This is a genomic window from Mesorhizobium sp. B4-1-4, from assembly GCF_006439395.2.
GTDB lineage: Bacteria > Pseudomonadota > Alphaproteobacteria > Rhizobiales > Rhizobiaceae > Mesorhizobium.
Window position 1 is genome coordinate 5,956,125 of sequence record NZ_CP083950.1, and the last position, 26,634, is coordinate 5,982,758.

Sequence of the window (26,634 nt, forward strand, 5' to 3'; positions counted from 1 at the left end):
CCACAGCTTGGAAGCCGAGTCCATCGCGGCTTTCGGCGCATCGGTATCTGGTGACGTTGGGTAAAAACAAAGCGGTGCTTTCACCCCTTTTCCGGTTTTGCAACCGGGGGTTTTTGTTATTGTGAGCTCGGGCCGGCGCCGAAGGACATTGGTGAGGCGGCAGCGCGGCCGGTCATGACAAGGAGGGTCGAATGCTGAAAGAATTCCAGGAATTCATCTCCAAGGGTAACGTGATGGACTTGGCCGTCGGCGTCATCATCGGCGCGGCCTTTGGCAAGATCGTCGATTCTCTCGTCAACGACATCATCATGCCGATCGTCGGAGCGATTTTCGGCGGACTGGACTTCAACAACTATTTCATCGGGCTTTCCTCGGCCGTCAACGCCACCTCACTGGCGGACGCCAAAAAGCAGGGCGCCGTTTTTGCGTATGGCAGCTTCATTACGGTGGTGCTGAACTTCATCATCCTCGCCTTCATCATCTTCCTGATGGTCAAGGCGGTGAACAATCTGCGCAGGCGGCTTGAGGCCGAGAAGCCCGCGCCCGCGGCAGCGCCTCCACCCGCCGATGTGCAGCTTCTGATCGAAATCCGAGACCTGCTCGCCAGGCGATAAACGGGTCAGTTCGTTCTGGACCAAAACCCCGGTCGCTCGCGGCCGGGGTTTTCTGTTTTCGCATCTGGTAAAGAGCGGCAGACCCGGAGAGAAAGCGGACCTGTTATGAGCCTGATCGAGACCTTGCGCGCCGAAGCCCGTGCGGCGCCGGAAAGCGGTATTGTCGCCGTCGTCAACTACGGCCGGCTGCGCGACGGCCTGATTCCGCTTTGGGCCGGTGAGGGCGACCTGCCGACGCCGGCCTTCATCACCGATGCCGCGTCGAAGGCACTGGCCGGCGGCGAGACGTTCTACACCTGGCAGAGGGGCATTCCCGATCTCAGGCAAGCGCTTGCCCGGTACTACGCCAGGCATTTCGCCAAGACGTTCCCCGAGGAGCAATTCATCGTCACCGGCTCCGGCATGCATGCCATCCAGCTGGCGCTCGCGGCACTCGCCGGCGCCGGCGACGAGGTGATCTATCTGTCGCCGGCCTGGCCGAATTTCGACGCCGCCGCGGCAATATCGGGAGCCGTTCCGGTGGCGGTCACGCTCGATCATTCCGGCAATGGCTGGTCCTGCGACGTCGAGAAGGTGGCAGCGGCGATCACGCCGCGCACCAAGGCGCTTTTCATCAACACGCCGTCGAACCCGACCGGCTGGACCGCTGATCACGAGACCTTGCGGGCGATCCTCGATCTCGCCCGTGCGAAGAACGTGTGGATCATCGCCGACGAGATCTATTCACTGTTCCACTACGGCCCCGGCCGCGCGCCGTCCTTCCTCGACATCGCGACGGCGGAGGACCGCATCCTGTTCGTCAATTCCTTCTCCAAGAATTGGGCGATGACCGGCTGGCGCGTCGGCTGGATCAAGACGCATCCGAGCCTGCAGCAAGTGTTCGAGAACCTGATCCAGTATTCGAACTCGGGCGTTGCCCAGTTCATGCAGCGCGGCGCGATCGCCGCGCTCGACGAGGGCGATGATTTCGTTGCCGAACAGGTCGAGCGGGCGAGGAAGGCGCGCGATCTGGTCTGCGGCATCCTCGGCGTTACCGGCCGAGCCCGGTTTACCGTGCCGCAAGGCGCTTTCTACCTGTTCTTCACGGTCGACGGCATCACGGATTCGCGCAGTGCGGCTTTCGAAATCGTCGACAAGGCCAATGTCGGCCTGGCGCCTGGCACGGCTTTCGGTCCCGGCGGGGAAGCGTTCCTGCGCCTATGCTTCCACCGCCGCCTCGACCAGGTCGAGGAAGCGGCGCACCGGCTGGCGAAATGGATGAAAATAGGCTGAGTCGGTTGGGATGGCCGGTCAGCGTGCGCCAGCAGCTTGGACCGTGACATTCTCCAGTTGATGTCCCGGCATGGATCCTAGGTGTTTAGTCCCGGCATTTGATGGACCGGGTCGAGTCTGAACCGTTCGGGCTCTTTTTTCCAGATTTTGCAGATGAACTCATAAGGCGTGAGGCCTTTGAGGGTCTTGAGCCTGCGTGCGAAATTGTAGGCTGAGATGAAGTCGGCGAGGTGTCGGCGCAGCTGATCGTGATCGTCATAGTGGAAGCACTTGACGGTCGCGTCCTTGATGGTTCGGTTCATCCGCTCGACCTGGCCGTTGGTCCAGGGATGGTTGATCTTGGTGAGCCGGTGCTCGATGCCATGGTCGGCGCAGACATCATCGAAGATATGCCGGGGGGCATGGCGGTCGCAGCTTCGGTTGGTGAACTGGATGCCGTTGTCGGTCAAAATGGTGTGGATGGCATAGGGCACGGCCGCGATCAGATCTCGCAGGAACTGGACCATCGTCATCTTGTCCGCCGTCGCGTGTAGCTGCGCATAGGCGAACTTGGACGTCCGGTCGACGGCAACGAAGAGACGCAGCTTGCCCTCGGCGGTCTGCACATCGGCGATATCGATATGGAAATAGCCGATCGGATAGGCCTGAAACTTTTTCTTGGCCGGCTTGTCACCATCCACCTGCGGCAATCGCGAAATACCATGGCGTTGAAGGCAACGATGCAAGGACGAGCGTGTCAGATGCGGGATCGTCGGCTGAAGGGCATAGAGACAATCATCCAGTGGCAGCAGCGTGTGCTTGCGAAAGGCGACGATGGCCGCCTCTTCCTCCACAGACAACACCGTCGACTTCGGGTCCTTGGGGCCTGTCGGAAGATCGGCGGTCGAGGTTCGGTTCTTCCACTTTCGAACCGTCTTCTGATCGATCCCGTAGCGCCTGGCCAGCGCCCTCAGGCTCTCTTGACTATTTTGTATTGCTCGACGGATTGCCTCTGTCGTCGTGGCGCGGCCGTGCAGAACTTGTCCCATAACGCATCCTTCCAGTCGGAAGAAAATATCGCACCATTAAAGCTCGGGATCAAACACCCTAGGGTCTGCGCCGCGTCGCTTCGCTCCTTGCTACGCGCTAGGATGACGAAGGGACGAGTAGCTTGCGGCCAGTCGCCAAGGTTTACGAGGCCAATCTGCTGCTTCCGCGATTTGGCCAAAAAACACCCCGGTCTTCGTCATCCTAGGGTGGAGCAGGAGCGAAGCGACGTAGCGGAAACCCTAGGATCCATTCCGTGACTTGCAAGCGACGCAGCATTGCAGAACCACGGCACTTTCTGGATGACGGCTTTCAGCCGCCCGACTTGGGCACCAGCAGCGGAATGATGCGGTCGCTTTTGGCGACCGAGGGCCGTCCCGCCGAGCCGTAGGGAATGCCGAGTGCATCCCAGGTCTCGACCAGCGCGTCCTGCAGTTCGGCGATCAGCGCGTCCGAATGGAACGGCGTTGGCGTGATGCGTAGCCGCTCCGTGCCGCGCGGCACGGTCGGATAGTTGATTGGCTGGATGTAGAGGCCGTGGACGCCGAGCAGGCGGTCGCTGGCCATCTTGCACAGCTCCGGATCGCCTACCAGCAGCGGCACGATGTGGGTCGGAGAGTCCATCACCGGCAGGCCGGCGGCCGACAGGATCTGCTTGGTGCGGCTCGCCTGCTGCTGCTGGGCCTCGCGCTCGGTCTGCGATTGCTTGAGATGGCGGATCGAGGTGGTGGCCGCGGCGGCGATCGCCGGCGGCAGCGCCGTGGTGAAGATGAAGCCCGGCGCATAGGAGCGCACCGCGTCGATGACGGCACTGGTGCCGGTGATGTAGCCGCCCAGCGTGCCGAACGCCTTGGCGAGCGTGCCTTCGATGACGTCGATGCGATCGGCCAGCCCCTCGCGCTCGGTGATGCCGCCGCCGCGTGGGCCGTACATGCCCACGGCATGGACCTCGTCGATATAGGTCATGGCGTTGTAGCGCTCGGCGAGCTCGACGATCTCTCTGATCGGCGCGATGTCGCCATCCATCGAATAGACGCTTTCGAAGACGATCAGCTTGGCGCGTTCGCGCCCCGCCGCCTGCAGTAGGCTTTCCAGATGCGCGACGTCATTGTGGCGGAAGATCTTCTTCTCGGCGCCCGAGCGCCGCACGCCCTCGATCATCGAGGCATGGTTCAACTCGTCCGAGATGATCAGGCAATTGGGCAAGAGCCGCGCGATGGTCGAGATCGACGCTTCGTTGGAGACGAAGCCGGAGGTGAATACCAGGGCCGCTTCCTTGCCGTGCAGGTCGGCAAGCTCATGCTCGAGCTCGACCAGCGGGTTGGAGGTGCCCGAAATGTTGCGGGTGCCGCCGGCGCCCGAGCCCATCTTGCCGGCCGCGTTCTGGAACGCGGCGATGACGTCGGCGTGCTGGCCCATACCGAGATAGTCATTGGAACACCAGACGGTGATTTCCTCGGCGCGGCCGTTGGAGCGCCAGATGGCGCGCGGAAACTTGCCCGCGATACGCTCGAGGTCGGCGAAGACGCGGTAGCGACGCTCGGCATGGAGTTGGTCGATCGCTTCTTCGAAGAACCGCTGGTAATTCATGTCGACTTCCCAATTTTGCGCGGGATCATAATCATTGGCCGATTGGTCGTCCACCGGGCCATTTTGGTCAAAATGCCACGCCCCGCACCTGTTCCTAACGAGGGCGGATCGTGGCCTATTCTCCATTCACGATACGCTCTGTGGATCACGTTTGTTTCAGCACGATGCCACATCAAGTGAACGCCGGTTACCAAGGGTTCTAATGGCCATCCGGCAGGCTTTCCAGTAAGGCGGTGTTTGAGACAGTTTCCGATAAATCTTGGGTAAGCGAGGACTTGGGATGACGGTTTTGGTGACAGGTGGTGCCGGCTACATCGGCAGCCACATGGTCTGGGAATTGCTGGATGCCGGCGAGAGCGTGGTCGTTCTCGACCGGCTTTCCACCGGCTTCGAATGGGCGGTTGCGCCAGAAGCAAAGCTGGTCGTCGGTGATGTCGCCGACAGGGAATTGGTAGGCTCGATCATCCGGGACAACAAGGTCGACGCGATCATCCATTTCGCCGGCTCGATCGTGGTCCCCGAATCCGTCGCCGATCCGCTCGCTTATTACGAGAACAACACCTGCAAGACACGCACGCTGATCGAGACCGCCGTGCGCGAAGGCGTGCCGAATTTCATCTTTTCCTCGACAGCCGCCGTCTATGGCGGCGCCGGGCTGGAACCGGTGCGCGAGGATGCCCGCCTGGCGCCGGAATCGCCCTATGGTCTGTCCAAGCTGATGAGCGAATGGATGCTGCGCGATGCTGGCCAGGCGCACGGCCTGCGCTATACCGCGCTGCGCTACTTCAACGTTGCCGGCGCCGACCCGAAGGGCCGCACCGGCCAGTCTACCCCTGGCGCCACCCACCTCATCAAGGTCGCTTGCGAAACCGCGCTCGGCAAGCGTCCGTTCATGCAGGTCTTCGGCACCGATTATCCGACGCCTGACGGCACCTGCATGCGCGACTATATCCATGTCAGCGATCTGGCCGCCGCGCACCGGCTGGCCCTGCAGCGGCTGCGCGCCGGGGGACAAAGCCTCGTTGCCAATTGCGGCTACAGCCATGGCTATTCGGTGCTCGAGGTGATCGACAGCGCGCGCCGCGCCTTCGGCCGGGATTTCGAGGTGAGAATGGGCGACCGGCGTCCCGGCGACGCCGCTGCCGTGGTCGCCAATTCGGATCTTGCCCGCGCGGAACTCGGCTGGACGCCGCAACGCGATGATCTCGACCAGATCGTCAAGGATGCGCTCGCCTGGGAACGCATCCTGACCGGCAAGAACTCCGCGCGGGGCTGAACCACAGCCCTCCTTTTGGACGCGCCAAGGACGCCGCACACCTGATGATTTTGCGCGTGATCCGTTCCGAACTCCGGTTCGGGGGCATGCGCGGGGAGCTGTTGGGCCAAGGGCTCGCGGGGCGCATTCATACGCGGTATTGAGGCTCATCGGGAGGCGGTGCGCGGAAGCTTCCGCCGGCATGATCTTTGGGGAGGCGCATGAAGATTTTGGTGCTCGGAGCCGGCGTCGTTGGCACGGCCGCCGCCTATTACCTGGCAAGCGACGGCCACGACGTGACGGTGATCGAGCGCCATGAAGCGGCGGCGCGCGGCACCAGCCGCTCGAACGCAGGTTTGGTCTCGCCAGGCGACGCCACCGCCTGGGCCTCGCCTTCTGCGCTGAAGACCTTCCTGCGGGGGCTCTGGAATCATGATCTCGGTATCAAGGTCAGGCTGAGTCTCGATCCTTATTTTTATGCCTGGAGCCTGCGCTTTCTGCGCGAATGCACCGTGGCGCGCATGCGCGCCAACACCAGCGTCAAGCTGCGGCTCGCGCTCTATTCGCGCGATTGCATCAACGCCCTCTCGGAGACCACCGGCATCCACTACGACGAGCGCAAGCGGGGTATCCTGTACTTCTTCCGCACGCAGAAGAGCCTGGACACGGGCACTGACAACTACCGCTATCTCGGCGAGCACGGCCTGCCGATCGAGATCGTCGGCCGCGACCGGCTGGTCGAACTGGAGCCGGGGCTGGCCGGTGTCAAGGAAAAGATCGCCGGCGGTGTCTACTCCCCGATCGACCAGACCGGCGATTCCAAACAACTCGCCGACAAGCTCGCCGCCTATGCAGCCGATAAGCTCGGCGTCAAATTCCTGTTCGGAACGACCGTTCAGGGCCTCGACATCGAGGGCGACACCGTGCGCGCCGTCATGACGTCGGCCGGCCCTGTCACGGGCGACGCCGTCGTGATCTCGATGGGGCCGGAAAGCGGCCTGCTCGGCCGTCGTTACGGCATCGATCTGCCTGTCTATCCGGTGAAGGGCTATACCGTGACCGTCCCGCTCGAGGACGAGAACAAAGGACCGACCATGGGCGGCGCCGACGAGGACAGGCTCATCGGCTATTCGCGGCTCGGCAACCGCTTGCGCATGTCGTCCACCGCGGAGTTCACCGGCTTCGACCGCGGCTTCAAGCCGAGCGATTTCAGCTCCATCCTGAACACCGGCAAGGATCTGTTCCCGGGCGCGTTCGACGAGAAGAAGGCGCTGCTTTGGGCAGGCCTGAGACCGATGATGCCGAATTCGGTGCCCGTCTTCGGCCAGGCGAAATACCGCAACCTCTATCTCGATACCGGCCATGGTCATCTCGGCTGGACGATGGCCTGCGGCTCCGGAAAATTCCTCTCCGACCTCGTCGCCGGCCGCAAGCCGGAGATCGATCCGCAGGGACTGCTTTATGGGACGGCGCCGCGCTGAAATGTTATCATTGCCGAGGTTGGCGCCGCCCCACATCCCCCTGCCGGTGTCCAGCCGATAGATGGGTAACACTTTGAACCGGATAGATAGGTAACAGTTTTCTCCCTCATGATGGGTTCGCCGCAACGGCGGCGATCGGCGAAACCGTCGATGGCGGCGTCTTTCTCCCCGTCACAATACGGGGAGTTGAGGCGTGATCCGCGCAGCGGACGAAAAGCCAATTGCTTGGCTTTTTGAGCGACGAACGTCCGGCAGGCAATGAGGGGGAGGCCGGCCTGTCAAGCAAGGCTGGGTAGCGATGCCGCAACTTATGTCCTGACGGCCTTTTGCCACGCCCTTGCATAGTCGCCCCAATCCCCATCGGCCGGCGGCTCAGTTCGCTCGCCTTTGCTCGTAGCCGTGGCGCCGTCCGACGCGATCAGCGCCGCGCCGATGCTGGTGCCGGTCGAGGTCTCCGACGCGACGACCGGCCGCCCTGTCGCTGCCGCCAGCATGCGGATGAAAGGCCGGTTTTGGGCAAACGGCCCTTCGACCGTCGTCGGACCGTCGCCGCCGATGAGGTCGAGGCAGGTCGCGGTCATCAGCGCAAGGTAGAACGAAATCGCGGCGAAACGCTGCCCGGGACTGGAATTCTCCGCATTGCTCCATTGCGCGGTGCGGTGCGGGAAAGGCCCGGAGCCCTGCTGGGCGGAGGGCAGAAGCAAGACCCTTCGCGCCAGCACGGCGGCAACGTCGTCTTCGCTCGAATCCTGCGGCTTGTCCTCGGTCAGCAGCGAGAACTCCCGACCACCCATGAAGCGCGCCGAGGGCACCGGATCGCCGAGCGCATTGACATTGACCAGTGTGTCCCGCGCCGGGTCGAGCGCGATCTTTTTGCCGCCCACCGCCATCGACACCACCCAGGTGCCGGTCGAGACGACCGAGAACGGTGGCGTGTCGGCAAGGAGATGCGGCAGCAGCGAGGCGTTGGAATCATGCAGCCCGCAAAACACCAGCGTTTGCGGGTCGAGGCCGGTCTGCCGGGCAAGGGCCGGCAGGATCGGCCCCAGCCGGTCCTTCGCCGGTCGCACCGGCACCATCAGCCGACGCCAATCCAGTTTGTCGACCATCGAGGAGAAATCGGCGGTCCACGGGTTCCACAGATCGGTGTGGCAGCCGAGCGACGTCACCTCGTTGGTGGCGATGCCGGTCAGCCGCAGCGCCCAATATTGCGGGTACATCAGCATCGCGGTGGCCCTGGCGAACTCCGCCGGGAAACGCTTCTGCTGCCAGAAGAATTGCGCACCGAGATTGAGGCCGAGCGGCAAGCGCGGCGTGCCGGTCTCGGCGAAGGGCGGGCGGATCGCGTCATAGTCCGCTGCCAGTCTGTCGGGACCGTCGAACTCATAATCGAGGACGGGCAACACGAGTTCGCCCGCTGCGTCGACCAGCACGCCTGTCGCGCCGTGGGTGGTGATCGAAATGGCGTCGGTGCGCTGCTCGCGGTTGAGGCCCGCCAGGCTGTCGAGGATGAAATCCCACAGCGTTTCGACATCGTGATGCGGGTAGGGCGCCTGGCGCACCGGCTCATTCGCCATGCGACGCAGCGCGACCTCGCTCAAGGTGACGAGATCGACCAGCGCCACCTTGGCATTGGTCTTGCCGATGTCGATGACGGCGATGTGGCGTATCGTGCTCATTCCATATGGAACACGGTTTCCAGTGGAACGGCCACCGGCTCGTTGTCAGGCCTGGTTTCCATGATATCGGCCATATGAGCCCACCAGCGCCGCATCACCGGATGGTTCGGCAGTTCGGCCATGCCGTGACCATCCCGCCGCCACAGCACACCGAACAGGATGTTGGTTTCGTCATCGAGATGGATCGAATAATCGGACACCCCGGCCTGCTTCAGCAGCGCCACCAGCGACGGCCAGATCTCGTCATGGCGCTTCTTGTACTCGGCCTTCATGCTGGGCTTGAGCATCATCTTGAACGCGTACTTCTCGGCCATCAGCGTCCTCCGCGCAGCCGCCGCCAGACGATCGGCAGCGCGATGACGATGATCAGCAGCAGACCGATGAAGATCGACATGACGATGCCTGGCACGTTGAGCAGACCGAGGCCGAATGTCACCAGCCCCATGATGAAGGCGGCGAGCACGACGCCCGCAATGCTGCCGGCACCGCCGAGAATGCTGACGCCGCCCAGCACCACCATGGTGATGACTTCGAGCTCGTAGCCCTGCGCGATCGATGGTCGGGTGGAGCCGAGCCGGGAGGTGATCAGCACCGAGGCGATGCCCGACATCAGTCCGGTCAGGCAGAACAGGATGAATTTGATGCGCCCGACGCGCACGCCGGAGAACTGCGCCGCGACCGGATTGTTGCCGATGGCGAAGACCCGCCGGCCGAAGCTCGTCCGGTGCAGCAGGAACCAGTAGACGACGGCCGCTGTGAGGAAGAGCACCAGTTCGAACGACACCACCCACCATACATAGGCCTGGCCGAAGAAGGCGAAGCTCTCGGGATAGCCCTTATAGGCCTGGTCGCCGAGGATGATGAAGGCGATGCCGCGAAACAGGCTCATCGTGCCGATGGTGACGACGATGGAAGGCAGGCCGAGCCTTGTCACCAGCAAGCCATTGAAGGCGCCGCAGCCGAGTCCGACGACGATGCCGATCAGCACCAGAACCGGTGTCGCGGCGCCTGCCTGCACCGCCATGCCCATCAGCGTCGAGGCGAGCGCGACGATGGCCGCGACCGACAGGTCGATCTCGCCCGAAATGATCAGCAACGCCATGGCAAAGGCGATCAGGCCCTTTTCGGTGAAATTGAACGTCAGGTCCGACAGCGAATAGGGATCGAGGAAATACGGCGAGGCGAAGCTGTTGATGGCGAAGATGAGAACCGCGATGATGACGAGCAGCGCTTCCCACGAGAAGATCGCCGAGGACAGCGGCTTGTCGAGCCGGTCCGGGATATGGCGCGGGGCAGGGGGCCTGGTTATGTCGGTCATTTGGCCAAACCGATCGAATGCTGGCGCCGCCCCTCACCCTTACCCTCTCCCCGTATAGAGACGGGGAGAGGGGGGCGCCAGCGCAGGAGCTTCTCCCTTCTCCCCGTCACTATACGGGGAGAAGGTGCCGGCAGGCGGATGAGGGGCGGCACAAACCTTGAAAACAGGACTGTTGCGATCGGCAACAGTCTGACCTCTCGATCCAACCGGAGCGAAGTGCTGTTCATACCGCCTCGATCTTTCTCAGGATGATGCGGCCCTGCTGGCGTTCGCCGCGCGCATTGAGCACGACGGCCAGGATGATGGCGCTGCCCGAAATCGCCATTTGCCAGAAGGGCGAGATGTTGATGACCGGAAGCGCGTTGGAGATGATGCCGAGGAACAAGGCGCCAAGCACCGCCCCACCCACTGAGCCGATGCCGCCGGCGATCGAAATGCCGCCGATGACGCAGGCGGCGATGATGTTGAGCTCATAGCCGTTGGCGACCTCGACCGAGGCAATCACATAGCGCGAGATCCAGAGGTAGCCCGAGAGGCCGCCGATCATGCCCGAGATGCAGAAAACGATGAATTTCGTGCGCCCGACATCGATCCCGGTATAGACCGACGCCGTCGGGTTGACGCCGATGGCGTAGATCGAGCGCCCGAGCGCGGTACGCGTCATCAGGACGAAAAACAGTGCAATGACCAGGATGGCGATCCAGGAGAGCACGGGAACGCCGAGGAAGGCGGCGCGCTGGAAGCCGATGAAATCCGGGCTCATCTTGTCGGCATTAACCCAGGCGCCGCCGGACAGAACGAAGGTGGCGCCGCGATAGATGGTCAACGTGCCCAGTGTCACCACGATCGAGGGGATGTTCAGCCGCCACACCAGAAGGCCGTTGATGGCGCCGAGCACCAGCCCGACGGCCAGCGCGATGACGATCAGCAGGGGGATGGGGATCGCCGGGTGCGCGGCGTTCAGCATCGCCACCACCATGCCGGTGAAGCACAGGTTGGAAGCCATCGACAAGTCGATCGACCGGGTCAGGATGACCACCATCTGGCCGAGCGCCAGGATCATCAGGATCGATGTGTCGTTGAACACCTGGCGCAGATTGCCGGGGTTAGCGAAGGCGGGGAAGCGGGTCGAGATCAAGCCGATCAGCACGGCGATGGCGGCGAGCAGCCAGATTTCGCGATATTTCAGGATAGCTTTCATGCCGCGATCCCCGCCGCGGTCCGGACCAGCGTCTCGGCGTCCAGTCCCTTGTTGTCGTAGACCGCCGCGAGGAGACCCTCGCGCATGACGACGACGCGGTCGGACATGCCGAGAATCTCCGGCAGTTCCGACGAAACCATGATCACCGACAGGCCTTGCGCCACCAGCTCTGCCATGAAGCCGTGCACGGCGGCCTTCGAACCGATGTCGACGCCTTTGGTCGGTTCGTCGAGAATGATCACCTTGGGCGCGGTCGCCAGCCATTTGGCGATGACGACCTTCTGCTGGTTGCCACCCGACAGCGTGCCGACATCCTGGCTGAGCGAGGAGGCGCGCAGATCCAGCCGCTCTGTGTAGGTGCGGGCGAGCGAAAACTCTTCCGCCAGCCGCAACAAGCCGGATTTGGAGGTGCGCGTGAGCGAGGGCAGCGAGACATTCTGGAAGATCGGCAGGCCGATCACCACACCCTGCTTGCCACGTTCTTCCGGCACGTAGACGATGCCGGCCTCGATCGAATCCGCCGCCGATTTCGGCGCGATTATCTTGCCTTCCAGCGTGATCGTGCCGGCCGATGTGCGGGTGATGCCCGAAATCGCCTGCATCACCTCGCTGCGCCCGGCTCCGATAAGGCCATAGAAGCCGAGGATTTCGCCCTTGTGCAAATCGAAGCCGATGTCGTTGAATTCGGTCGGATGCGACAGGCCGGAGACGGACAGCACCGGCGCGCCGATCTCGGCCTTGCGCTGTGGAAAGATGTGGTCGACCGAGCGGCCGACCATCATGCGCACGATCTGGCTCTGGCCGGTATCCTTGATCAGGCCTTCTCCAACCATCTCGCCATCGCGGAACACCGTATAGCGGTCCGCGATGCGGTAGATCTCGTCGAACTTGTGGCTGATGAACAGGATCGCCTTGCCTTCGCTCTTGAGGAATTCGATGAGCAGGAACAGCTCCTCGATCTCCTTCATCGAAAGGGCGGCTGTCGGCTCGTCCATGATGACGATCTGGGCGTCGATCGACATGGCACGCGCCACGGCAACCAAGTGCTTGTTGGCGATGCCGAGGTCCTTCAGCCGTGCGTCGGCATCGATATGGCCCGCATGCATGGTGTCGAGCACTTCTCGGGCGTCCTTGCGCATCGTGCGCCAGTCGATGGTGCCGAAACGCGAGCGCGGTGCATGGCCGAGAAAGATATTTTCAGCGACCGAAAGGTCGTCGAACAGCACGGTTTCCTGATGGATCGCGGTGACGCCGTGCCCGAAAGCGGCATGCGCGCTGGGCAAGGTGACGGCCTGGCCGTCGATGCGGATTGTGCCCTCGTCGGGCTGGTAGATGCCGGTCATGATCTTGACCAGTGTCGACTTGCCGGCACCGTTTTCGCCGATCAGCGCCGTCACCTGGCCCGAATAGAGCGACAGGCTGACATTGTGCAGCGCGCGCACGCCGGGAAAGCTCTTTGAGATGCCGGACAGCGTCAGGCGAGGAGCTGCCTTACCCTCCCCCTTGTGGGGAGGGTCGCGAGCAAAGTGAGCGGGGTGGGGGTCTACAAGCATATCAAAGTCCTAATGTGCGGAGACGTCGCCACCCTCACCCCGTCTCGTCGGCATTGCTTCGCACGACCGTCTCGCCGACCCTCCCCACAAGGGGGAGGGTACCGGCTCCAGGATCAATAGATCTTGGAGAACTTCTCGATGTTGCTCTTATCGAACTGGAAGGGCGGAGCCATCGCGGCCGAGTTGGTGTCGTCGAGCGTGACCTTGCCGACGCGGCCGATCGACAGTGTGGCGCCGGGCTTCGCCTCTTCCTTCTTCACCGCCAGGTCATGGGCGAGGTAGACGGCCGAGTAGCCCAAATCGATCGGGTTCCACAGCGCGACCGCCTGGCTGGCGCCATTGTCGATGAACTTCTTGAACTCGGACGGCAGCGCCAGGCCGGTGACATTGACCTTGCCGATCAGGTTCTCGTCGGTGACGACCTGGGCGGCGGCGACGACGCCGACCGTGGTCGGCGCGATGATCGCCTTGAGGTTCGGGTAGGACTTCAACAGGCCCTTGGCTTCGTCGGTGCTCTTGGCCGAATCGTCATCGCCATAGACCGTGGCGACCAGCTTGATCTTGGGGAACTTCTCCGGCAGCACCTTCTTGGCAGCTTCGATCCAGGCGTTCTGGTTTGTCGCGGTCGAGGAGGCCGACAGGATGGCGACATCGCCTCCTTCCGGCAGATAGTCGGCGGCGAGCTTGATGATGGTCTCGCCGATCAGGCCGGTATCGGACGGGTTGAGGTGAAGCTGGCGGCCCTCCTTGGCGACGCCCGAATCCCAGGAGATGACGGTGATGCCGCGCTCCATGGCTTTCTTCAGCACCGGCACCAGCGCGTCGGCGTCATTGGCGGAGATCGCGATGGCGTTGACCTTCTGCGCGATCAGCGAATTGACGACTTCGATCTGCGCCTCGGCGGTGGCCTTGGTCGGGCCGGTGTAGATGATGTCGACGTCGCCGAGTTCCTTGGCCGCCTCTTCGGCGCCCTTGTTGGCGGCATCGAAGAAGCCGTTGCCGAGCGACTTCACCACCAGCGCGATCTTGACGTTCTCGGCATAGGCGGCATTCACGAACATGGCGGCCGAGAAGGCCGCTGTTACCAGCAATTTCTTCAAGAAGCTCATCGAATATCCTCCCTTGAGCGTTGCATTCCATCGTCGCTGCGGGCGTGAGATGATCTCAGGCCTGCAGTGAAGATTCTTCCTTTGCCGACTTGCGGGCGACGATCAGCGTCACACCGGCTGCCTCCAGCATCTTGGCTTCGCGATCCTCGATGCCGTCATCGGTGATGACGGTGGCGATGCGCGTCAGACCACACAGGATCAGGCTCGAGCGTTTGCGGAACTTCGAGGAATCGACCAGCACCACCAGCTCGTCGGCCTGGTCGATCAGTTTCTGCTCCGCCTGGATCAAAAGCGGGTCGCCTTCCATGAGGCCGAGCGGCCCGAGCCCCTGGGCGCCCATGAACATGCGGCGCGCGTAGAAATTGCGCGTCACGTCGTTATCGAAGGGCGACAGGATGATGTTCTGCTCGCGATAGATGGTACCGCCCGACAGCATCACCGTGTTCTTGGAATGCTTGAGCAGATGCTCGGCGATCGGGAATGAATTGGTGAAGATCGGCATGCGGCGGCCGGTCAGGAAATGCACCATTTGGAAGGTGGTGGTGCCGCCATTGATGATGATCGGCTCGCCGTCCCGACACAACTCGACGGCTTCGCGCGCGATTGCCCGCTTCTGCGCGGCATTGAGCGTTTCATTGACTGAGAAGGGCCGTCCGGCAAGGCCGATGAATTGCGGCGGCGAGATCGCCTCGGCGCCGCCGCGCACCCGGCGCAGGCGCTTTTGCACATGAAGCGCGGCGATATCGCGCCGGATCGTCGCCTCGGAGGACTCCGTCAGGTCGACCATCTCCTGCACCGTCACCACGGGTTTTTCCTGGACGGCGGACAGAATGATCCTGTGGCGCTCTTTTTCGTGCATGGTTCCTCCCTGCCTGGCCATCTAGGCACTCAAAAAGAACAGTGTCAATCATTTCCGATCATATAATTTCATTGTGCGATGCAATATGATCGATAATGATCGTTCATGATTGACAAGTAAGCCTGTTGCGTAGACATTCGTGACGAAAAGGGACCGCGCTTTCTGGGTCCCCAGGGAGGACTATCCATGCTCGACAAGCGCTCCGGCTCGCGCCTCGCCAATCTTTGGGATGATGCGAAGGCCAAGGGGATGAGCGAGCCCGAGCTTCTGGTCTATCGCTCGAACACGCTCGGTTTCGACAAGCGCGTCACCAACTATGGCGGCGGCAATACGTCATCGAAGATCTGGCAGAAGGATCCGCTTACCGGCGAGAATGTCGAGGTGCTTTGGGTCAAGGGCTCGGGCGGCGACAGCGCTTCGATCAAGCTCGACGGTTTCGCCACGCTCTACATGGACAAGCTGCGTGCGCTCAAAGGCCTCTACCGGGGCGTCGAGCACGAGGACGAAATGGTGGGATATCTCCCCCACTGCACCTTCAATCTCAATCCGCGCGCGGCCTCGATCGACACGCCGCTGCATGCCTATGTGCCCAAGCCCTTTGTCGACCATATGCATCCCGATGCCATCATCGCGATTGCCGCCGCGAAGGATTCCAAAGCGCTGACGAAAGAGATATTCGGCGACGCGATAGGCTGGCTGCCGTGGAAGCGGCCTGGCTTCGAACTTGGCCTCTGGCTGGAGAAATTCTGCCTCGAACATCCCCAGGCCAAGGGTGTCATCCTTGAAAGCCACGGCCTGTTCACTTGGGGAGACACCCCCAAGGAATGCTACGAAACGACGATCTCGGTGATCAACCAGGCGATCGAATGGTTCGAGCGCCGCTCCGAAGGCCTCGCCATTTTCGGCGGCGAAGTGGTGAAGTCGCTGGACGCTTCGGCTCGTCGCGCCATCGCGGCGAAACTGATGCCGAAAATCCGCGGCCTGATTTCGGAGAAAAGCCACAAGCTCGGCCATTTCGACGATTCGCTCGCCGTGCTCGAATTCGTCAACTCCAGGGATTTGCGCCCGCTGGCGGCACTCGGCACCTCATGTCCGGACCATTTCCTGCGCACCAAGATCCGGCCGCTGGTCATCGAATTCGATCCGGCGAAACCGGATGTCGATGCCGTCATCGCGCGCCTCGCCGATGATGTCGCCGCCTATCGGGTCGGCTACCAGGCTTATTACGACAGCTGCAAGCATCCGGACTCGCCCGCCATCCGCGATCCCAACGCTGTGGTCTATTTGATGCCGGGCGTCGGCATGTTCACCTTCGCCGGCGACAAGGCGACGGCACGCGTCTCTGGCGAATTCTACGTCAATGCCATCAACGTCATGCGTGGCGCCTCGACGGTCTCCTCCTATGTCGGTCTGCCCGCGCAGGAAGCTTTCGACATCGAATACTGGCTGCTCGAGGATTTGAAGCTGCAGCGCATGCCGAAGCCGAAGTCGCTCGCCGGCCAGATCGCGCTGGTCACCGGCGGTGCCGGCGGCATTGGCCGAGCGACCGCCAACCGCCTGCTGCGCGAAGGCGCCTGCGTGGTGCTGGCCGACATCGACGAAACGGCACTCGCCAGCGCCAATGAGGAACTGGCCAAGGCCTATGGCAAGGATTTCGTCCGGCCTGTTGTCATCAACGTCACTTCGGAAGACCAGGTCGTCGCCGGCTTTGCCGAGACGGCGGTCGAGTTCGGCGGCATCGACATCCTGGTGTCCAATGCGGGTCTCGCCTCTTCGGCGCCGATCGAGGAGACGACGCTGGCGCTGTGGAACAAGAACATGGATATCCTGTCGACCGGTTATTTCCTGGTTTCGCGGGAAGCCTTCCGGCTGTTCAGGGTGCAGGGGATCGGCGGCAATGTCGTCTTCGTCGCCTCCAAGAACGGCCTTGCCGCGTCGCCCAATGCCGCCGCCTATTGCACCGCCAAAGCAGCCGAGATTCATCTCGCCCGCTGCCTGGCGCTGGAGGGCGCGGAAGCACAGATCCGGGTCAATGTCGTCAACCCGGACGCGGTGCTGCGCGGCTCGAAAATCTGGACCGGTGAGTGGAAGGAACAGCGCGCCGCCGCCTACAAGATGTCCACGGACGACCTGGAGGAACACTACCGCTCGCGCTCGATGCTGAAGCGCTCGGTCTTTCCGGAAGACATTGCGGAAGCGATCTATTTCTTCGCTTCCGACATGTCGGCCAAGTCGACCGGCAACATCGTCAATGTCGACGCCGGCAACGCGCAGAGCTTTACGCGGTAACTTGTTAAAGTTGGCGCTGCCCCTCACCCTCCCCCTCTCCCCGTGAAGAACGGGGAGAGGGGGATCATCGGCGCCGGAGCGCTTTCCTTCTCCCCGTTCTTCACGGGGAGAAGGTGCCGGCAGGCGGATGAGGGGCGGTGCTAGCCGTACGCATTCTGGGAGGAACAGCAGTGTCCGAAACCATCATCTCCGCCGACATCGTCGAACGGGACAATGCCGCGCGCAGGGCCGGCCTCGAGCGCGACTACGCCTCGCTCGGCGAGCGCCTCGACCGCCGTGGCATCGCCATCGATGCGATCCGCGACAAGGTTGAGAAATTCGCCGTGGCCATCCCGTCCTGGGGCGTCGGCACCGGCGGAACGCGCTTCGCCCGCTTCCCCGGCGCCGGCGAGCCACGCGATATCTATGACAAGATCGAGGACTGCGCCGTCATCCAGCAACTGACGCAGGCCACACCGACCGTGTCCCTGCACATTCCGTGGGACAAGGCCGATCCGAACCGGTTGAAGCAGGCGGCCTCGCGCTTCGGCCTCGGCTTTGATGCGATGAACTCCAACACCTTCTCCGACGCGAAGGACCAGACGCTATCCTACAAATTCGGCTCGCTGTCGCATGCCGACGCCGGCACGCGCCGGCAAGCGGTCGAGCACAATCTCGAATGTATCGAGATCGGCAAGACGCTTGGCTCCAAGGCGCTGACGGTCTGGATCGGCGACGGCTCGAACTTTCCCGGCCAGGTCAATTTCGCCAGGGCGTTCGAGCGCTATCTCGATGCCATGAGGCAAGTCTACGCCGGGCTGCCGGCCGACTGGAAGCTGTTCACCGAACACAAGATGTACGAACCGGCTTTCTATTCCACGGTCGTGCAGGACTGGGGCACCAACTACATCATCGCGACGGAACTCGGCGACAAGGCGTTCTGCCTCGTTGACCTTGGCCACCATGCGCCGAACGTCAACATCGAGATGATCGTGTCGCGGCTGATCCAGTTCAAAAAGCTCGGCGGCTTCCACTTCAACGATTCCAAATATGGCGACGACGATCTCGACGCCGGCGCGATCGATCCCTACCGACTGTTCCTGGTCTTCAACGAACTTGTCGATGCCGAACTGTCCGGTGCTGAGGGCTTTGACCCGGTCCATATGCTTGACCAGAGCCACAACGTTACCGACCCGATCGAAAGCCTGATGCTGTCGGCGGTCGAGGTGCAACGCGCCTATGCGCAAGCGCTGCTGGTCGACCGCAAGGCGCTCGAAGGTTTTCAGGACAGCAATGACGCGCTGATGGCGACGCAGACGCTGAAGGCGGCCTACCGCACCGATGTCGAGCCGATTCTCGCCATGGCGCGGCTGAAGACTGGCGGTGCCGTCGATCCCGTCGCGGCTTATCGAGCGGCGGGCTACCGCGCCAAGGTCGCGGCGGAACGTCCGGCGGTCGCCGGCGGTTCCGGCGGGATTGTGTAGTCAACTTCTTCTCTCTCGACCCGACGGGCGACGGCAGCGCTTGAGCACCCCCCTCTGTCCTGCCGGACATCTCCCCCGCAAAGGGGGAGATCAGCAGCTTCGCCGAAGGCGCTGTTCCTGCAACGGCGGTGATTGGCGAAAGCGACGGCGACATCCACTCTCGCCCCTGCGGGGAGATGGCCGGCAGGCCAGAGGGGGCGTCGAGGATCGCCAACTGTCACAATTGGCTGGACTCACCAATCCCAACGGTCTTTCCTAAGCGTCCTTACGCCCGGAGACCCGACATGCATCTTACCCGCCGGACCCTGATCGCCGCCAGTCTTTCACTGACCTTTACCTTCGTCCCATTCACAACCGTTTTTACCGCCTCGCCGGCACCCGCCAAGGGCGAGAACGGCATGGTGGTAACGGCCCAGCATCTGGCGTCAGAAGTCGGCATCGACGTGTTGAAGAAGGGTGGCAACGCCGTCGATGCGGCGGTTGCCGTCGGCTATGCCCTTGCGGTCGTCTACCCCAATGCCGGCAACATCGGTGGCGGCGGCTTCATGACCATACGCTTCAAGGACGGCAAATCGACCTTCCTCGATTTCCGTGAACGCGCGCCACTTGCCGCGACCAAGACCATGTATCTCGACAAGGATGGCAATCCGGTGAAGGGCGCCAGCCTCGATGGCTATCTGGCGGTCGGCGTGCCGGGGTCGGTGGCCGGTTTCGAGATGGCCCGCCAGAAATATGGCACCTTGTCCAGGCAAGATCTGATGGCGCCGGCGATCAACTATGCCAAGGACGGTTTCATCCTCAATCAGGGTGATGCCGCCTCATTCGCCGGCAGCGCTGAAAGGCTGGCGAAGGACCCGGCGGCGGCCGCAATCTTCCTCAAGCCCGACGGCAAGCCCTATGGCATCGGCGAGAAGCTGGTCCAGCCCGACCTTGCCGCCTCGCTCTCGGCCATTTCCGACAAAGGCCCCGACGCCTTCTACAAGGGCGCCATCGCCGACGCCCTTGTCAAGGCGAGCGGCGCCAGGGGCGGCATCCTGACCAAGCCGGATTTCGAACAATACGCGGTGCGCGAACTGAAGCCCGTGACCTGCAATTACCGCGGCTACGAGATCACCTCCTCGCCGCCGCCAAGTTCCGGCGGCGTTATCATCTGCGAAATCCTCAACGTGCTCGAGGGCTATCCACTGTCCTATCTCGGCGCCGGCTCGGCAGAGACGGTCCATGTCATGGTCGAGGCGATGCGCCATGCCTATATCGATCGCAATTCAGCCCTCGGCGACCCCGACTTTGTCGACAACCCGGTCTCCAAACTGCTGGACAAGGCCTACGCCAAGGATATCCGCGACAAGATCGACCCGTTCCGGGCCGGCGTGTCGCAAGCCCTGATGCCGAAGGGTTTTGGCGAGTCCAAGGAAACCACGCACTATTCGATCATCGATAAGGACGGCAATGCGGTCGCGGTCACCTACACGCTGAACGGCTCCTTCGGTGCCGGCGTCGTCGCCGGCGGCACCGGCATCCTGCTCAACAACGAGATGGACGACTTCACCCAGAAGCCCGGCGTGCCCAACCTCTATGGCCTAGTTCAGGGCGAGGCCAACGCCATCCAGCCGAAGAAGACGCCGCTGTCGTCGATGAGCCCGACCATCGTCGCCAAGGACGGCAAGCCGTTCATGGTCATCGGCAGCCCGGGCGGCTCGCGCATCATCACCATCACGCTGGAAGCGATCGTCAACGTCATCGATCACGGCATGAACATCCAGGAGGCGGTCGACGCGCCGCGCATCCACCACCAATGGCTGCCCGACACGGTCTATGTCGAACCGTTTGGCCTGTCGCCCGACACAGAAAGACTGCTGGCCGGCATGGGCTATCACCTCGAGCTCAGCGACCAGACCTGGGGCCAGGCGGCCGGCATCCTCGTCGGCGGCAAGAGCCTGGCGGAAATCGGGAAGGGGGGCGGCGCGCGCTACAATGGCGCCATCGACAGCCGCGCCGCATCGGGCGAGGCGCTCGGATATTGATACCCGGGGTGGCTTTCGATCGAGAGCCTACGGGTCAGCCGCTTTTGGTCTGGAGACCGGCAGGGCTGTCACGTTACCAGGGTGATGGTCGATGCGATAAGCATCAGGGCGGCGATGCCGACGAACAGCGCGTAGATGCGCGGCCGGTCCAGCAGAAGCGCGTTTCCGGAAATCCAGGCCGACGTGGCGCCGCCAAGCGCGAACAGGAAACCGTTGCGATGGCCGAAGGTCATCGACGCGGCCATCAGCCCGCCAATGATCAAGGCGCCGAACACGATGATCACGGCGACCGCGTATCTCTCGAAGTCGTTGCCGCTGCCCATGGCCGGCCCGATCGCATTCAGATTCGGCAGGTCGTCCGGATCGAACGACCCGTATTCGTCTTGCCCCATGGATTCTCGCATCACTGGTTCTCCGCTGACCGGCAACAAACCATCAACACTTGCCGAGTGCAACCCGATCGCGCGTCCCTCTCCGCGTTGACCGTCATCTTCAACACGTTCCGGCCGCTCTTGTCACCGATTTTCCGGCTGTCTGGCTCGAATGCAACAGGCGTCTGCGCCCGGATTGCACGCCGCCATCCCATTCCTTTTGGGCCGTGTCAGCGGAGAAGGATGGGTGCCGTTGATGAATTCAGCGCCGGCAGCCTTTTCGCGGCTGCGGCGGGGAGTCGCAGCGCTGCCGGCCTATTCCGGCCCGAGTGCTGATTTGCGGTTACGTGGCGTGACGCGATCTCTACCTGGCGGGCTGCAACGCGAACAATCTGGCCCCGTTCTCCTGGCCCTGCTCGACATAGCCGATGATCTTGAACCAGCGCCCGACATCAGGCCCCTGCAGCCAGCTGCGCGAATGGACGGGCAGGTTGCCGGCGAGCGCCTGGATATGCCTGATATGCCGTTTGCAGAAGCGAACGGTGGAGCCACGGAAAAAATCGTCCTGCGCGGCGAACAGCGTATCGGCGGCGTCGCTGTTTTCATGCCAGGCGATGATGGCCACGGCCTTCTCGCCCTCGACAAGCGCGTGCGCCCGGCCTTCCTTCAAATTCATCATCAGATTGTCGTAGGCGACCTTGCTGTCCTTGCCGGCCGCCGCGTATTCGTCCGACATCCGCTTGGATAGGCCATGAAAGACATCCTCGAGATCCCCGAGCGTCGCTGCACGTGCTCTCATTTCACCTCCTGCAGCCCCGGCAGCGAGTTTGCCCTAGGGATCGCACATCACCAAGCAAATTGAATCCGCTAAGGGCCTGATGAGAGCAAAGTCGTTTTCAGCGAGCCAGGCCGAGGTGGCGCAGCCAAGCACATCGGTCAAAATGGACTCGGCCCGTTCGTGGTGTATGGAAAATGGTCGTTTGCCGAGAACGTCGCGGGCAAATCGACGCTGGGCAAATGCGCTCATGATCTGTGCTTCTACCGTCGCTTTGAAGCTGCCGCGCGCCGAGGTGCGAGCTGGAGAGGGGAGCTCCGACTGGGGTACGTGGCCTCAAAGAGCACGGCATCAACGCTGTGGATGTTCTCCGATGTGTCTGCGCCAATCCTCGATGAATGTACTTCGCTGGATTTCGTCCTGTGCGGCAAGAAGCGCCGGGCCGATGCGGATGGGGCGGCCGATCCCTGAGTCCATCAATGCCTCGGGTCCGTCGACCCCGACGGGCAGGGGGGCGTCCTCGGCAAAGAAGAACGAAGCGTCCTTCGCCACCTGCCGGCCGCGAGCCGACAGGAGATAGTCGAGGAACCGCTTACCGAGACCTGGATGGGCCGCAGCAGCGGGAATCAAGGCGCCCCGCGACAGGATAAGCGCGTAGTCCCGGGGCAGCACGATGCGCAGATCTGGATTGGCGAGCGCCGCCGCATAGGCGTAGGAGCCGAGCACGTTGTAGGCGATGCTGATCCGCCCCGCTGCAAGCTCGCCAAGCACTTCATTGTTGCAGCAGCGCACGATGGTTTCCACGCGGCTCAGAGCTTCGAGCAGTCGCCCGTTTGCTGTAGGCGCCTGGCGGGAATCGTAGAATGCCAAAAGGTAGCCGATGCCGGAAGCCTGAATATCGTAGGTTCCTATGCGTGCGCGGTAGGCGTCGGGCTTGCGGCGCAGGAGTTCCAGGAGCGCGTCGTGACTTCTCGGCACATCCTCGGGCGGAACCCGGCGCCGGTCGTAAACGAACACGACGGGTTCGAATGTGAAACCGAAAACCTCGTCCCGCCAATTCCCCCAGTCTGGCACACTCCGTGTTTCAGGCGAGTCGTGCCGTTGGGCGCAGCCGTCGTTGGTGAGCCGAACCAACTGGTCGACCGACGAGGAGAGGAGGATGTCAGCCTCGGAGGTCCCCGCTCTGCATGCGTCCCGTGCCTCGCGGAAAAGATCGTTTGTGACATAGTCTACGTAGTCGATCCGGATGTTAGGGTTGAGTGCCTGGAAATCGCGCAGCAGCGGCCGCATGGCCTCAAGATCCGTCGCCGCGTGGATGACCAGGCGGCCCGCCTCCTTCGCTGTCGCGGGAAAAGTCTCGCTTTCACCTTCGATGGCGCCGGCAAGGGTCGGGACCAGCCAGGCGAGCCCGGCGAGCGCGAGGGTGCGGATGTGCGCTGTCATGGCTGCCCTCGCACGAGCGGCAATTCCAGATAGACACAAAACGGCTCGTTTTCAGATCGCTCGCGGAAACCGAGCTGGCCACGCAGGACCGTCGCGACTTCCGACGCGATGGCGAAACCGAGCCCCGAGGACCCGCGCGCGTCAGGGCTTCGCGAATAGAAGCGGCTGATGATATTCGGCCAATCAGCCTCCTTGATCCCTGGTCCATCGTCGATCACCTCGATTCGACCGAAATTTTCTCGTTGGCGCACACGCACCTCCAGTCTGGCGGTCGCGCCATGACGCAGCGCATTGTCGATCACATTGACGATCGCCTCGCGCAGGCTGAGCATGTCGCCCATCGCCATGAGGTCTTCATCCGCGGGTTCGAAGGAGACGATCATGTCGGGATCCACCGTGATCGGGACGGCGTTGCGAAATGCCATGCGTGCGACATCGTTCAGCGAGACGGGCACGAGCTGGACTGAGTCGAAGCGGTGGATCACCATTGCATGGTTGAGAAGCTGATTAGTGAAGCCGGTTAGTTCGATGGTGCGGCTTTGAACGCGCTTCAGGTGACGGCGATCTTCCGGCGCAAGCCTCTGCTCGTCTATCAGGCTCACCTGGGCGGAAAGCGCCGTCAGCGGCGTGCGGATCTGGTGGGCGCTGTCGGCGATGTAGCGCTGCAGCAGTTTAATGCGCTCGTCAAGGCGGATGATGAAGTAGTTGATGGACGTCACGAAGGGAGACAGTTCGTCGGGCACCGCGACAGTGAGGGGTGTAAGATCCTGCGGGTCGCGCTGCCGGAGCGCGGCGGCGAGGTCATCGACTGGTCGCAGCGAGTAACGCACCGCCAGCGCTGTCCCGGCGACGGCAAAGAGGCTCATCAGCGCGACCAGCATCGTCGCCCGCGCCGTCAGCTCCGAGGCAAGCGCATGGCGGGCCTCGACGGTCTGTGCCACGACGACATAGGCCCAGCCCGGCCCTTCGGGCATGCTCATGGCGTGCGACACGGTTACGGTGCGCACCGGGGCGCCCAGATAGGCGTCATCGCCGAAGATGGGGGCGGCGCGGCTCGCGGAAAGGTCCGCCTTGGCGGCCAGATCGGCATAGCCGGTCAGGGTCGCGCCCGAAGGATCGATGACCCTGTAGAAGATGCGGTCGTCATTGGCGAGCCCGAGGATTTCGAAAGCCGAGGGCGGAAGGACGAAGCGGAGATTTCCGTCGGCGACGCTGAGGCTCTCGCTCATCTGGAAGGCCGCGCCGAGGAGCAGCCGGTCATAGGCATCGTCGGCGGCGGCGCGCGCGTAAATCCAGGCGGCGGTGATGAGCGTTCCCGCACCCAGCGCCAGAACGACGCCGACGCGCCGCATGAGGCGGGAGAACAACGAACTTCTATGCGGCATCGTCGGAGACCAGTTGATAGCCGCTGCCCCTCAGCGTGACGATCCGCGCGCGCGCGCCTTCCAGTTTCTTGCGCAGGCGCCCGATATAAAGTTCGATTGCGTTCTCGCCCGCGGCCTCCTCGAAGCCGAACAACTGGTCCAGCAGTTCATCCTTGCTGAAGACCTTGCCGGGGCGCGAAGCGAGGATCTCGAGCAAGACGATCTCGCGGCGCTTAAGCTGGATCTCGCGCTTGCCTACCATCACATTGCGGTTGGCGCGGTCGAGGCTGATATCGCCGCAGATGATGACGTTGGTCGGCTCGCCGCCGCTTCGCCGTCGCAGAAGGACACGCGCCCTTGCCTCCAACTCGCGAAAGTCGAAAGGCTTGACCAGATAGTCGTCGGCGCCGAGATCGAGCGCGCTGACCCGGTCGTCCACCTCGGAGCGGGCCGTCAGCACGAGGACGGGGACGCCGCTCCCGGACTGGCGCAGCTTCCTGAGGATGGAGAAGCCGTCGACGCCGGGGAGCATGACGTCGAGGATGACGAGGTCGTATTCGGTGAAGCTCAGGATTTCGGATGCGGCAACCCCATCGGTCTCCCAGTCGACGGTGTGGCCCGTCTGCTGAAAGCGCCGGCTAATGGCTTCGCCCACGTCATGAGTGTCTTCGACCAAGAGAATACGCACGCGCCATGATCGCATGGGTCCGTGCCGCCAACAAGTTGATGAAGGGACGCGCTCACAGCTGCGGCAAAGGCGTGACAGGATGGTGACAGGAACGCGGGCTAGTGTGATCGTGCCGGCCCGGTGGAGAGCGAAGGGGCCGGTCGGGGAGGAAATCGGACATGTCCACTGATACGCCAGGCCCAATGGCCTGATGTAGCAGTCGGCGTGCGGAATTTTCTCGCCACCGCTCAAAATCCCGTGGGAGGAACCCTATGAAGCAAGTTTTCAGCAGTGCCCTTTTTGGCGCGGCGATGGCCGCTCTGGCATTTGCAGCATCCGCACAGGCGGAACCGACGAAGCCGGAATGCCTTGCCGGCGCCAAGCCCGGCGGCGGCTTCGACTTGACCTGCCGACTTGCGGCCAATGCTCTGCTCGAGACGAAGCAGATTTCCAAGCCCATGGCCGTCACCTACATGGAAGGCGGAGTCGGCGCCGTCGCTTACAACCACGTCATCGGCAAGCGCGGCAAGGACGGCAACGTGATCACCGCGGCGTCTTCCGGATCAGCGCTGCTCCTCGCCCAGGGCAAGTTCGGCCAGTATGATGAGAACGCCGTGCGCTGGCTCGGTGCGCTCGGCGCCGACTATGGCGTGCTCGTCGTCGCGGCGGATTCGCCCTACAAGACCCTCGGCGAACTGGTCGAGGCCTACAAGGCCGATCCGGCTAGCTTTGCAATTGCCGGTGGCGGCGCCGTGGGCTCGCAGGACTGGATGAAGGGTTCACTGCTCGCCAAGGCGGCCGGCCAGGAGCCCAAATCCATGCGCTATGTCGCGCTTGAAGGCGGTGGCGCGGTTCTGACCGCCCTCGAAGGCGGCCATGTGAAAGTCGGTTCGGGCGATGCGGCGGAGATGGTCAAGCACCATGTTGCCGGCAAGGTCCGCATCCTTGCGGTCATGTCGCCGGAACGTCTGCCGGGTGATCTTGCGAATGTTCCGACCGCCCATGAACAAGGCTTCGACATCGATTGGCCGGTCTGGCGCGGCTACTATGTCGGCAAGGACGTCTCGGATGCGGATTACGACTGGTGGGTGGATGCTTTCAAGAAAGCTTCCAAAACGTCGGAATTCGCCAAGGAGCGTGAAGCGCGGGGCCTGTTCGAGTTCACCCTGCTTGGCAAGGACTTCGAGGAGCGCGTGAAGACGGATGTCGCCCGCTTCAAGATCCTCGCCAAGGAAGCCGGCATGTAGTGCGACGCCCTCGCAGGCTCCCGTCAAGACACAA

The 26,634-nt window shown here is 62.8% G+C and carries 23 protein-coding genes; 8 read left to right on the plus strand and 15 right to left on the minus strand.

The genetic code is table 11. From position 1 onward, the window contains the following. The first annotated feature begins 191 nt into the window (after positions 1-191). Both mscL and FJW03_RS28530 read left to right on the plus strand, forming a co-directional pair. Positions 192-614 (plus strand): large conductance mechanosensitive channel protein MscL, encoded by a 423-nt coding sequence (mscL, locus tag FJW03_RS28525; protein ID WP_140613288.1) that lies wholly within the window; start codon positions 192-194, stop codon positions 612-614. A 105-nt stretch (positions 615-719) separates the two neighbouring features. Next, positions 720-1,886, plus strand: coding sequence for a pyridoxal phosphate-dependent aminotransferase (locus tag FJW03_RS28530; RefSeq protein ID WP_140765398.1), 1,167 nt, complete (start codon positions 720-722; stop codon positions 1,884-1,886). Between the two features lie 77 nt (positions 1,887-1,963). Here the strand turns inward: FJW03_RS28530 and FJW03_RS28535 are convergent, their stop codons facing one another. Both FJW03_RS28535 and hemA read right to left on the minus strand, forming a co-directional pair. Next, on the minus strand, positions 1,964-2,914 hold the full coding sequence (locus FJW03_RS28535) for an IS481 family transposase (protein ID WP_140613602.1): 951 nt from the start codon (positions 2,912-2,914) through the stop codon (positions 1,964-1,966). Between the two features lie 310 nt (positions 2,915-3,224). Then, positions 3,225-4,502, minus strand: coding sequence for a 5-aminolevulinate synthase (gene hemA / locus FJW03_RS28540; protein ID WP_140766402.1), 1,278 nt, complete (start codon positions 4,500-4,502; stop codon positions 3,225-3,227). A 280-nt stretch (positions 4,503-4,782) separates the two neighbouring features. Between hemA and galE the strand changes: the two genes are divergently transcribed. Both galE and FJW03_RS28550 read left to right on the plus strand, forming a co-directional pair. After that, on the plus strand, positions 4,783-5,778 hold the full coding sequence (galE, locus tag FJW03_RS28545; protein WP_140766401.1) for a UDP-glucose 4-epimerase GalE: 996 nt from the start codon (positions 4,783-4,785) through the stop codon (positions 5,776-5,778). A gap of 200 nt (positions 5,779-5,978) precedes the next feature. Further along, positions 5,979-7,238 carry a D-amino acid dehydrogenase gene (locus tag FJW03_RS28550; RefSeq protein ID WP_140766400.1) on the plus strand — a complete coding sequence of 420 codons (1,260 nt, stop codon included), beginning with the start codon at positions 5,979-5,981 and terminating at the stop codon, positions 7,236-7,238. A gap of 308 nt (positions 7,239-7,546) precedes the next feature. Here FJW03_RS28550 and FJW03_RS28555 read toward each other — a convergent pair whose 3' ends face one another. The 7 genes from FJW03_RS28555 to FJW03_RS28585 form a co-directional block, all read right to left on the minus strand. Continuing rightward, the gene (locus tag FJW03_RS28555) at positions 7,547-8,917 is read right to left on the minus strand and encodes an FGGY-family carbohydrate kinase (RefSeq protein WP_140766399.1); all 1,371 of its coding nucleotides are present in this window, start codon (positions 8,915-8,917) and stop codon (positions 7,547-7,549) included. Next, positions 8,914-9,231: an L-rhamnose mutarotase gene (gene rhaM / locus FJW03_RS28560; RefSeq protein ID WP_140766398.1), complete on the minus strand. Its 318-nt coding sequence runs from the start codon at positions 9,229-9,231 to the stop codon at positions 8,914-8,916. The genes FJW03_RS28555 and rhaM overlap by 4 nt, the downstream gene beginning before the upstream one ends. After that, positions 9,231-10,235 carry an ABC transporter permease gene (locus FJW03_RS28565; protein ID WP_140766397.1) on the minus strand — a complete coding sequence of 335 codons (1,005 nt, stop codon included), beginning with the start codon at positions 10,233-10,235 and terminating at the stop codon, positions 9,231-9,233. The genes rhaM and FJW03_RS28565 overlap by 1 nt, the downstream gene beginning before the upstream one ends. A 223-nt stretch (positions 10,236-10,458) precedes the next feature. Further along, positions 10,459-11,436, minus strand: coding sequence for an ABC transporter permease (locus FJW03_RS28570; RefSeq protein WP_140766396.1), 978 nt, complete (start codon positions 11,434-11,436; stop codon positions 10,459-10,461). Then, positions 11,433-12,989, minus strand: a complete 1,557-nt coding sequence (locus FJW03_RS28575; RefSeq protein WP_226890488.1) for a sugar ABC transporter ATP-binding protein — start codon at positions 12,987-12,989, stop codon at positions 11,433-11,435. The genes FJW03_RS28570 and FJW03_RS28575 overlap by 4 nt, the downstream gene beginning before the upstream one ends. Positions 12,990-13,102: 113 nt before the next feature. After that, entirely contained in the window at positions 13,103-14,098 is a 996-nt protein-coding gene (gene rhaS, locus FJW03_RS28580; protein WP_140610348.1) for a rhamnose ABC transporter substrate-binding protein, read from the minus strand. A 55-nt stretch (positions 14,099-14,153) separates the two neighbouring features. Beyond that, complete coding sequence (locus FJW03_RS28585) at positions 14,154-14,957, minus strand: DeoR/GlpR family DNA-binding transcription regulator (RefSeq protein ID WP_140610347.1); 804 nt, start codon at positions 14,955-14,957, stop codon at positions 14,154-14,156. 186 nt (positions 14,958-15,143) lie between these two features. Between FJW03_RS28585 and FJW03_RS28590 the strand changes: the two genes are divergently transcribed. From FJW03_RS28590 to ggt, 3 genes are all read left to right on the plus strand, one after another. Continuing rightward, positions 15,144-17,246, plus strand: coding sequence for a bifunctional rhamnulose-1-phosphate aldolase/short-chain dehydrogenase (locus FJW03_RS28590; protein ID WP_140766395.1), 2,103 nt, complete (start codon positions 15,144-15,146; stop codon positions 17,244-17,246). A 170-nt stretch (positions 17,247-17,416) separates the two neighbouring features. Continuing rightward, the gene (gene rhaI / locus FJW03_RS28595; protein WP_140766394.1) at positions 17,417-18,709 is read left to right on the plus strand and encodes an L-rhamnose catabolism isomerase; all 1,293 of its coding nucleotides are present in this window, start codon (positions 17,417-17,419) and stop codon (positions 18,707-18,709) included. A 284-nt stretch (positions 18,710-18,993) separates the two neighbouring features. Further along, complete coding sequence (gene ggt, locus FJW03_RS28600) at positions 18,994-20,733, plus strand: gamma-glutamyltransferase (protein WP_140766393.1); 1,740 nt, start codon at positions 18,994-18,996, stop codon at positions 20,731-20,733. 68 nt (positions 20,734-20,801) lie between these two features. Here ggt and FJW03_RS28605 read toward each other — a convergent pair whose 3' ends face one another. The 6 genes from FJW03_RS28605 to FJW03_RS28630 all read right to left on the minus strand — a co-directional run bounded on the left by FJW03_RS28605 (position 20,802) and on the right by FJW03_RS28630 (position 25,374). Then, the gene (locus tag FJW03_RS28605) at positions 20,802-21,137 is read right to left on the minus strand and encodes a hypothetical protein (RefSeq protein WP_140610342.1); all 336 of its coding nucleotides are present in this window, start codon (positions 21,135-21,137) and stop codon (positions 20,802-20,804) included. Between the two features lie 331 nt (positions 21,138-21,468). Next, a complete protein-coding gene (locus tag FJW03_RS28610; RefSeq protein WP_140610341.1) occupies positions 21,469-21,903 on the minus strand; it encodes a hypothetical protein in 435 nt (144 codons plus the stop codon). 33 nt (positions 21,904-21,936) lie between these two features. After that, entirely contained in the window at positions 21,937-22,131 is a 195-nt protein-coding gene (locus tag FJW03_RS28615; RefSeq protein ID WP_140696738.1) for a hypothetical protein, read from the minus strand. A 99-nt stretch (positions 22,132-22,230) separates the two neighbouring features. Next, positions 22,231-23,322: an ABC transporter substrate-binding protein gene (locus tag FJW03_RS28620; protein ID WP_140610339.1), complete on the minus strand. Its 1,092-nt coding sequence runs from the start codon at positions 23,320-23,322 to the stop codon at positions 22,231-22,233. Next, complete coding sequence (locus FJW03_RS28625) at positions 23,319-24,689, minus strand: sensor histidine kinase (RefSeq protein ID WP_226890489.1); 1,371 nt, start codon at positions 24,687-24,689, stop codon at positions 23,319-23,321. The genes FJW03_RS28620 and FJW03_RS28625 overlap by 4 nt, the downstream gene beginning before the upstream one ends. Before the next feature lie 7 nt (positions 24,690-24,696). Beyond that, positions 24,697-25,374 (minus strand): response regulator transcription factor, encoded by a 678-nt coding sequence (locus FJW03_RS28630; protein WP_140696730.1) that lies wholly within the window; start codon positions 25,372-25,374, stop codon positions 24,697-24,699. 251 nt (positions 25,375-25,625) lie between these two features. On the opposite strand from FJW03_RS28630, the gene FJW03_RS28635 reads away from it, so the two are divergent. Beyond that, positions 25,626-26,600: a Bug family tripartite tricarboxylate transporter substrate binding protein gene (locus FJW03_RS28635; protein ID WP_140766391.1), complete on the plus strand. Its 975-nt coding sequence runs from the start codon at positions 25,626-25,628 to the stop codon at positions 26,598-26,600. Positions 26,601-26,634 lie beyond the last annotated feature (34 nt).

Excerpts from the sequence above, each read along its gene's own strand:
- mscL (WP_140613288.1), top strand. The coding sequence starts at position 192 with ATGCTGAAAGAATTCCAGGAATTCATCTCCAAGGGTAACGTGATGGAC.
- FJW03_RS28530 (WP_140765398.1), top strand. The coding sequence starts at position 720 with ATGAGCCTGATCGAGACCTTGCGCGCCGAAGCCCGTGCGGCGCCGGAA.
- FJW03_RS28535 (WP_140613602.1), bottom strand. The coding sequence starts at position 2,914 with ATGGGACAAGTTCTGCACGGCCGCGCCACGACGACAGAGGCAATCCGT.
- hemA (WP_140766402.1), bottom strand. The coding sequence starts at position 4,502 with ATGAATTACCAGCGGTTCTTCGAAGAAGCGATCGACCAACTCCATGCC.
- galE (WP_140766401.1), top strand. The coding sequence starts at position 4,783 with ATGACGGTTTTGGTGACAGGTGGTGCCGGCTACATCGGCAGCCACATG.
- FJW03_RS28550 (WP_140766400.1), top strand. The coding sequence starts at position 5,979 with ATGAAGATTTTGGTGCTCGGAGCCGGCGTCGTTGGCACGGCCGCCGCC.
- FJW03_RS28555 (WP_140766399.1), bottom strand. The coding sequence starts at position 8,917 with ATGAGCACGATACGCCACATCGCCGTCATCGACATCGGCAAGACCAAT.
- rhaM (WP_140766398.1), bottom strand. The coding sequence starts at position 9,231 with ATGGCCGAGAAGTACGCGTTCAAGATGATGCTCAAGCCCAGCATGAAG.
- FJW03_RS28565 (WP_140766397.1), bottom strand. The coding sequence starts at position 10,235 with ATGACCGACATAACCAGGCCCCCTGCCCCGCGCCATATCCCGGACCGG.
- FJW03_RS28570 (WP_140766396.1), bottom strand. The coding sequence starts at position 11,436 with ATGAAAGCTATCCTGAAATATCGCGAAATCTGGCTGCTCGCCGCCATC.
- FJW03_RS28575 (WP_226890488.1), bottom strand. The coding sequence starts at position 12,989 with ATGCTTGTAGACCCCCACCCCGCTCACTTTGCTCGCGACCCTCCCCAC.
- rhaS (WP_140610348.1), bottom strand. The coding sequence starts at position 14,098 with ATGAGCTTCTTGAAGAAATTGCTGGTAACAGCGGCCTTCTCGGCCGCC.
- FJW03_RS28585 (WP_140610347.1), bottom strand. The coding sequence starts at position 14,957 with ATGCACGAAAAAGAGCGCCACAGGATCATTCTGTCCGCCGTCCAGGAA.
- FJW03_RS28590 (WP_140766395.1), top strand. The coding sequence starts at position 15,144 with ATGCTCGACAAGCGCTCCGGCTCGCGCCTCGCCAATCTTTGGGATGAT.
- ggt (WP_140766393.1), top strand. The coding sequence starts at position 18,994 with ATGCATCTTACCCGCCGGACCCTGATCGCCGCCAGTCTTTCACTGACC.
- FJW03_RS28605 (WP_140610342.1), bottom strand. The coding sequence starts at position 21,137 with ATGCGAGAATCCATGGGGCAAGACGAATACGGGTCGTTCGATCCGGAC.
- FJW03_RS28610 (WP_140610341.1), bottom strand. The coding sequence starts at position 21,903 with ATGAGAGCACGTGCAGCGACGCTCGGGGATCTCGAGGATGTCTTTCAT.
- FJW03_RS28615 (WP_140696738.1), bottom strand. The coding sequence starts at position 22,131 with ATGAGCGCATTTGCCCAGCGTCGATTTGCCCGCGACGTTCTCGGCAAA.
- FJW03_RS28620 (WP_140610339.1), bottom strand. The coding sequence starts at position 23,322 with ATGACAGCGCACATCCGCACCCTCGCGCTCGCCGGGCTCGCCTGGCTG.
- FJW03_RS28635 (WP_140766391.1), top strand. The coding sequence starts at position 25,626 with ATGAAGCAAGTTTTCAGCAGTGCCCTTTTTGGCGCGGCGATGGCCGCT.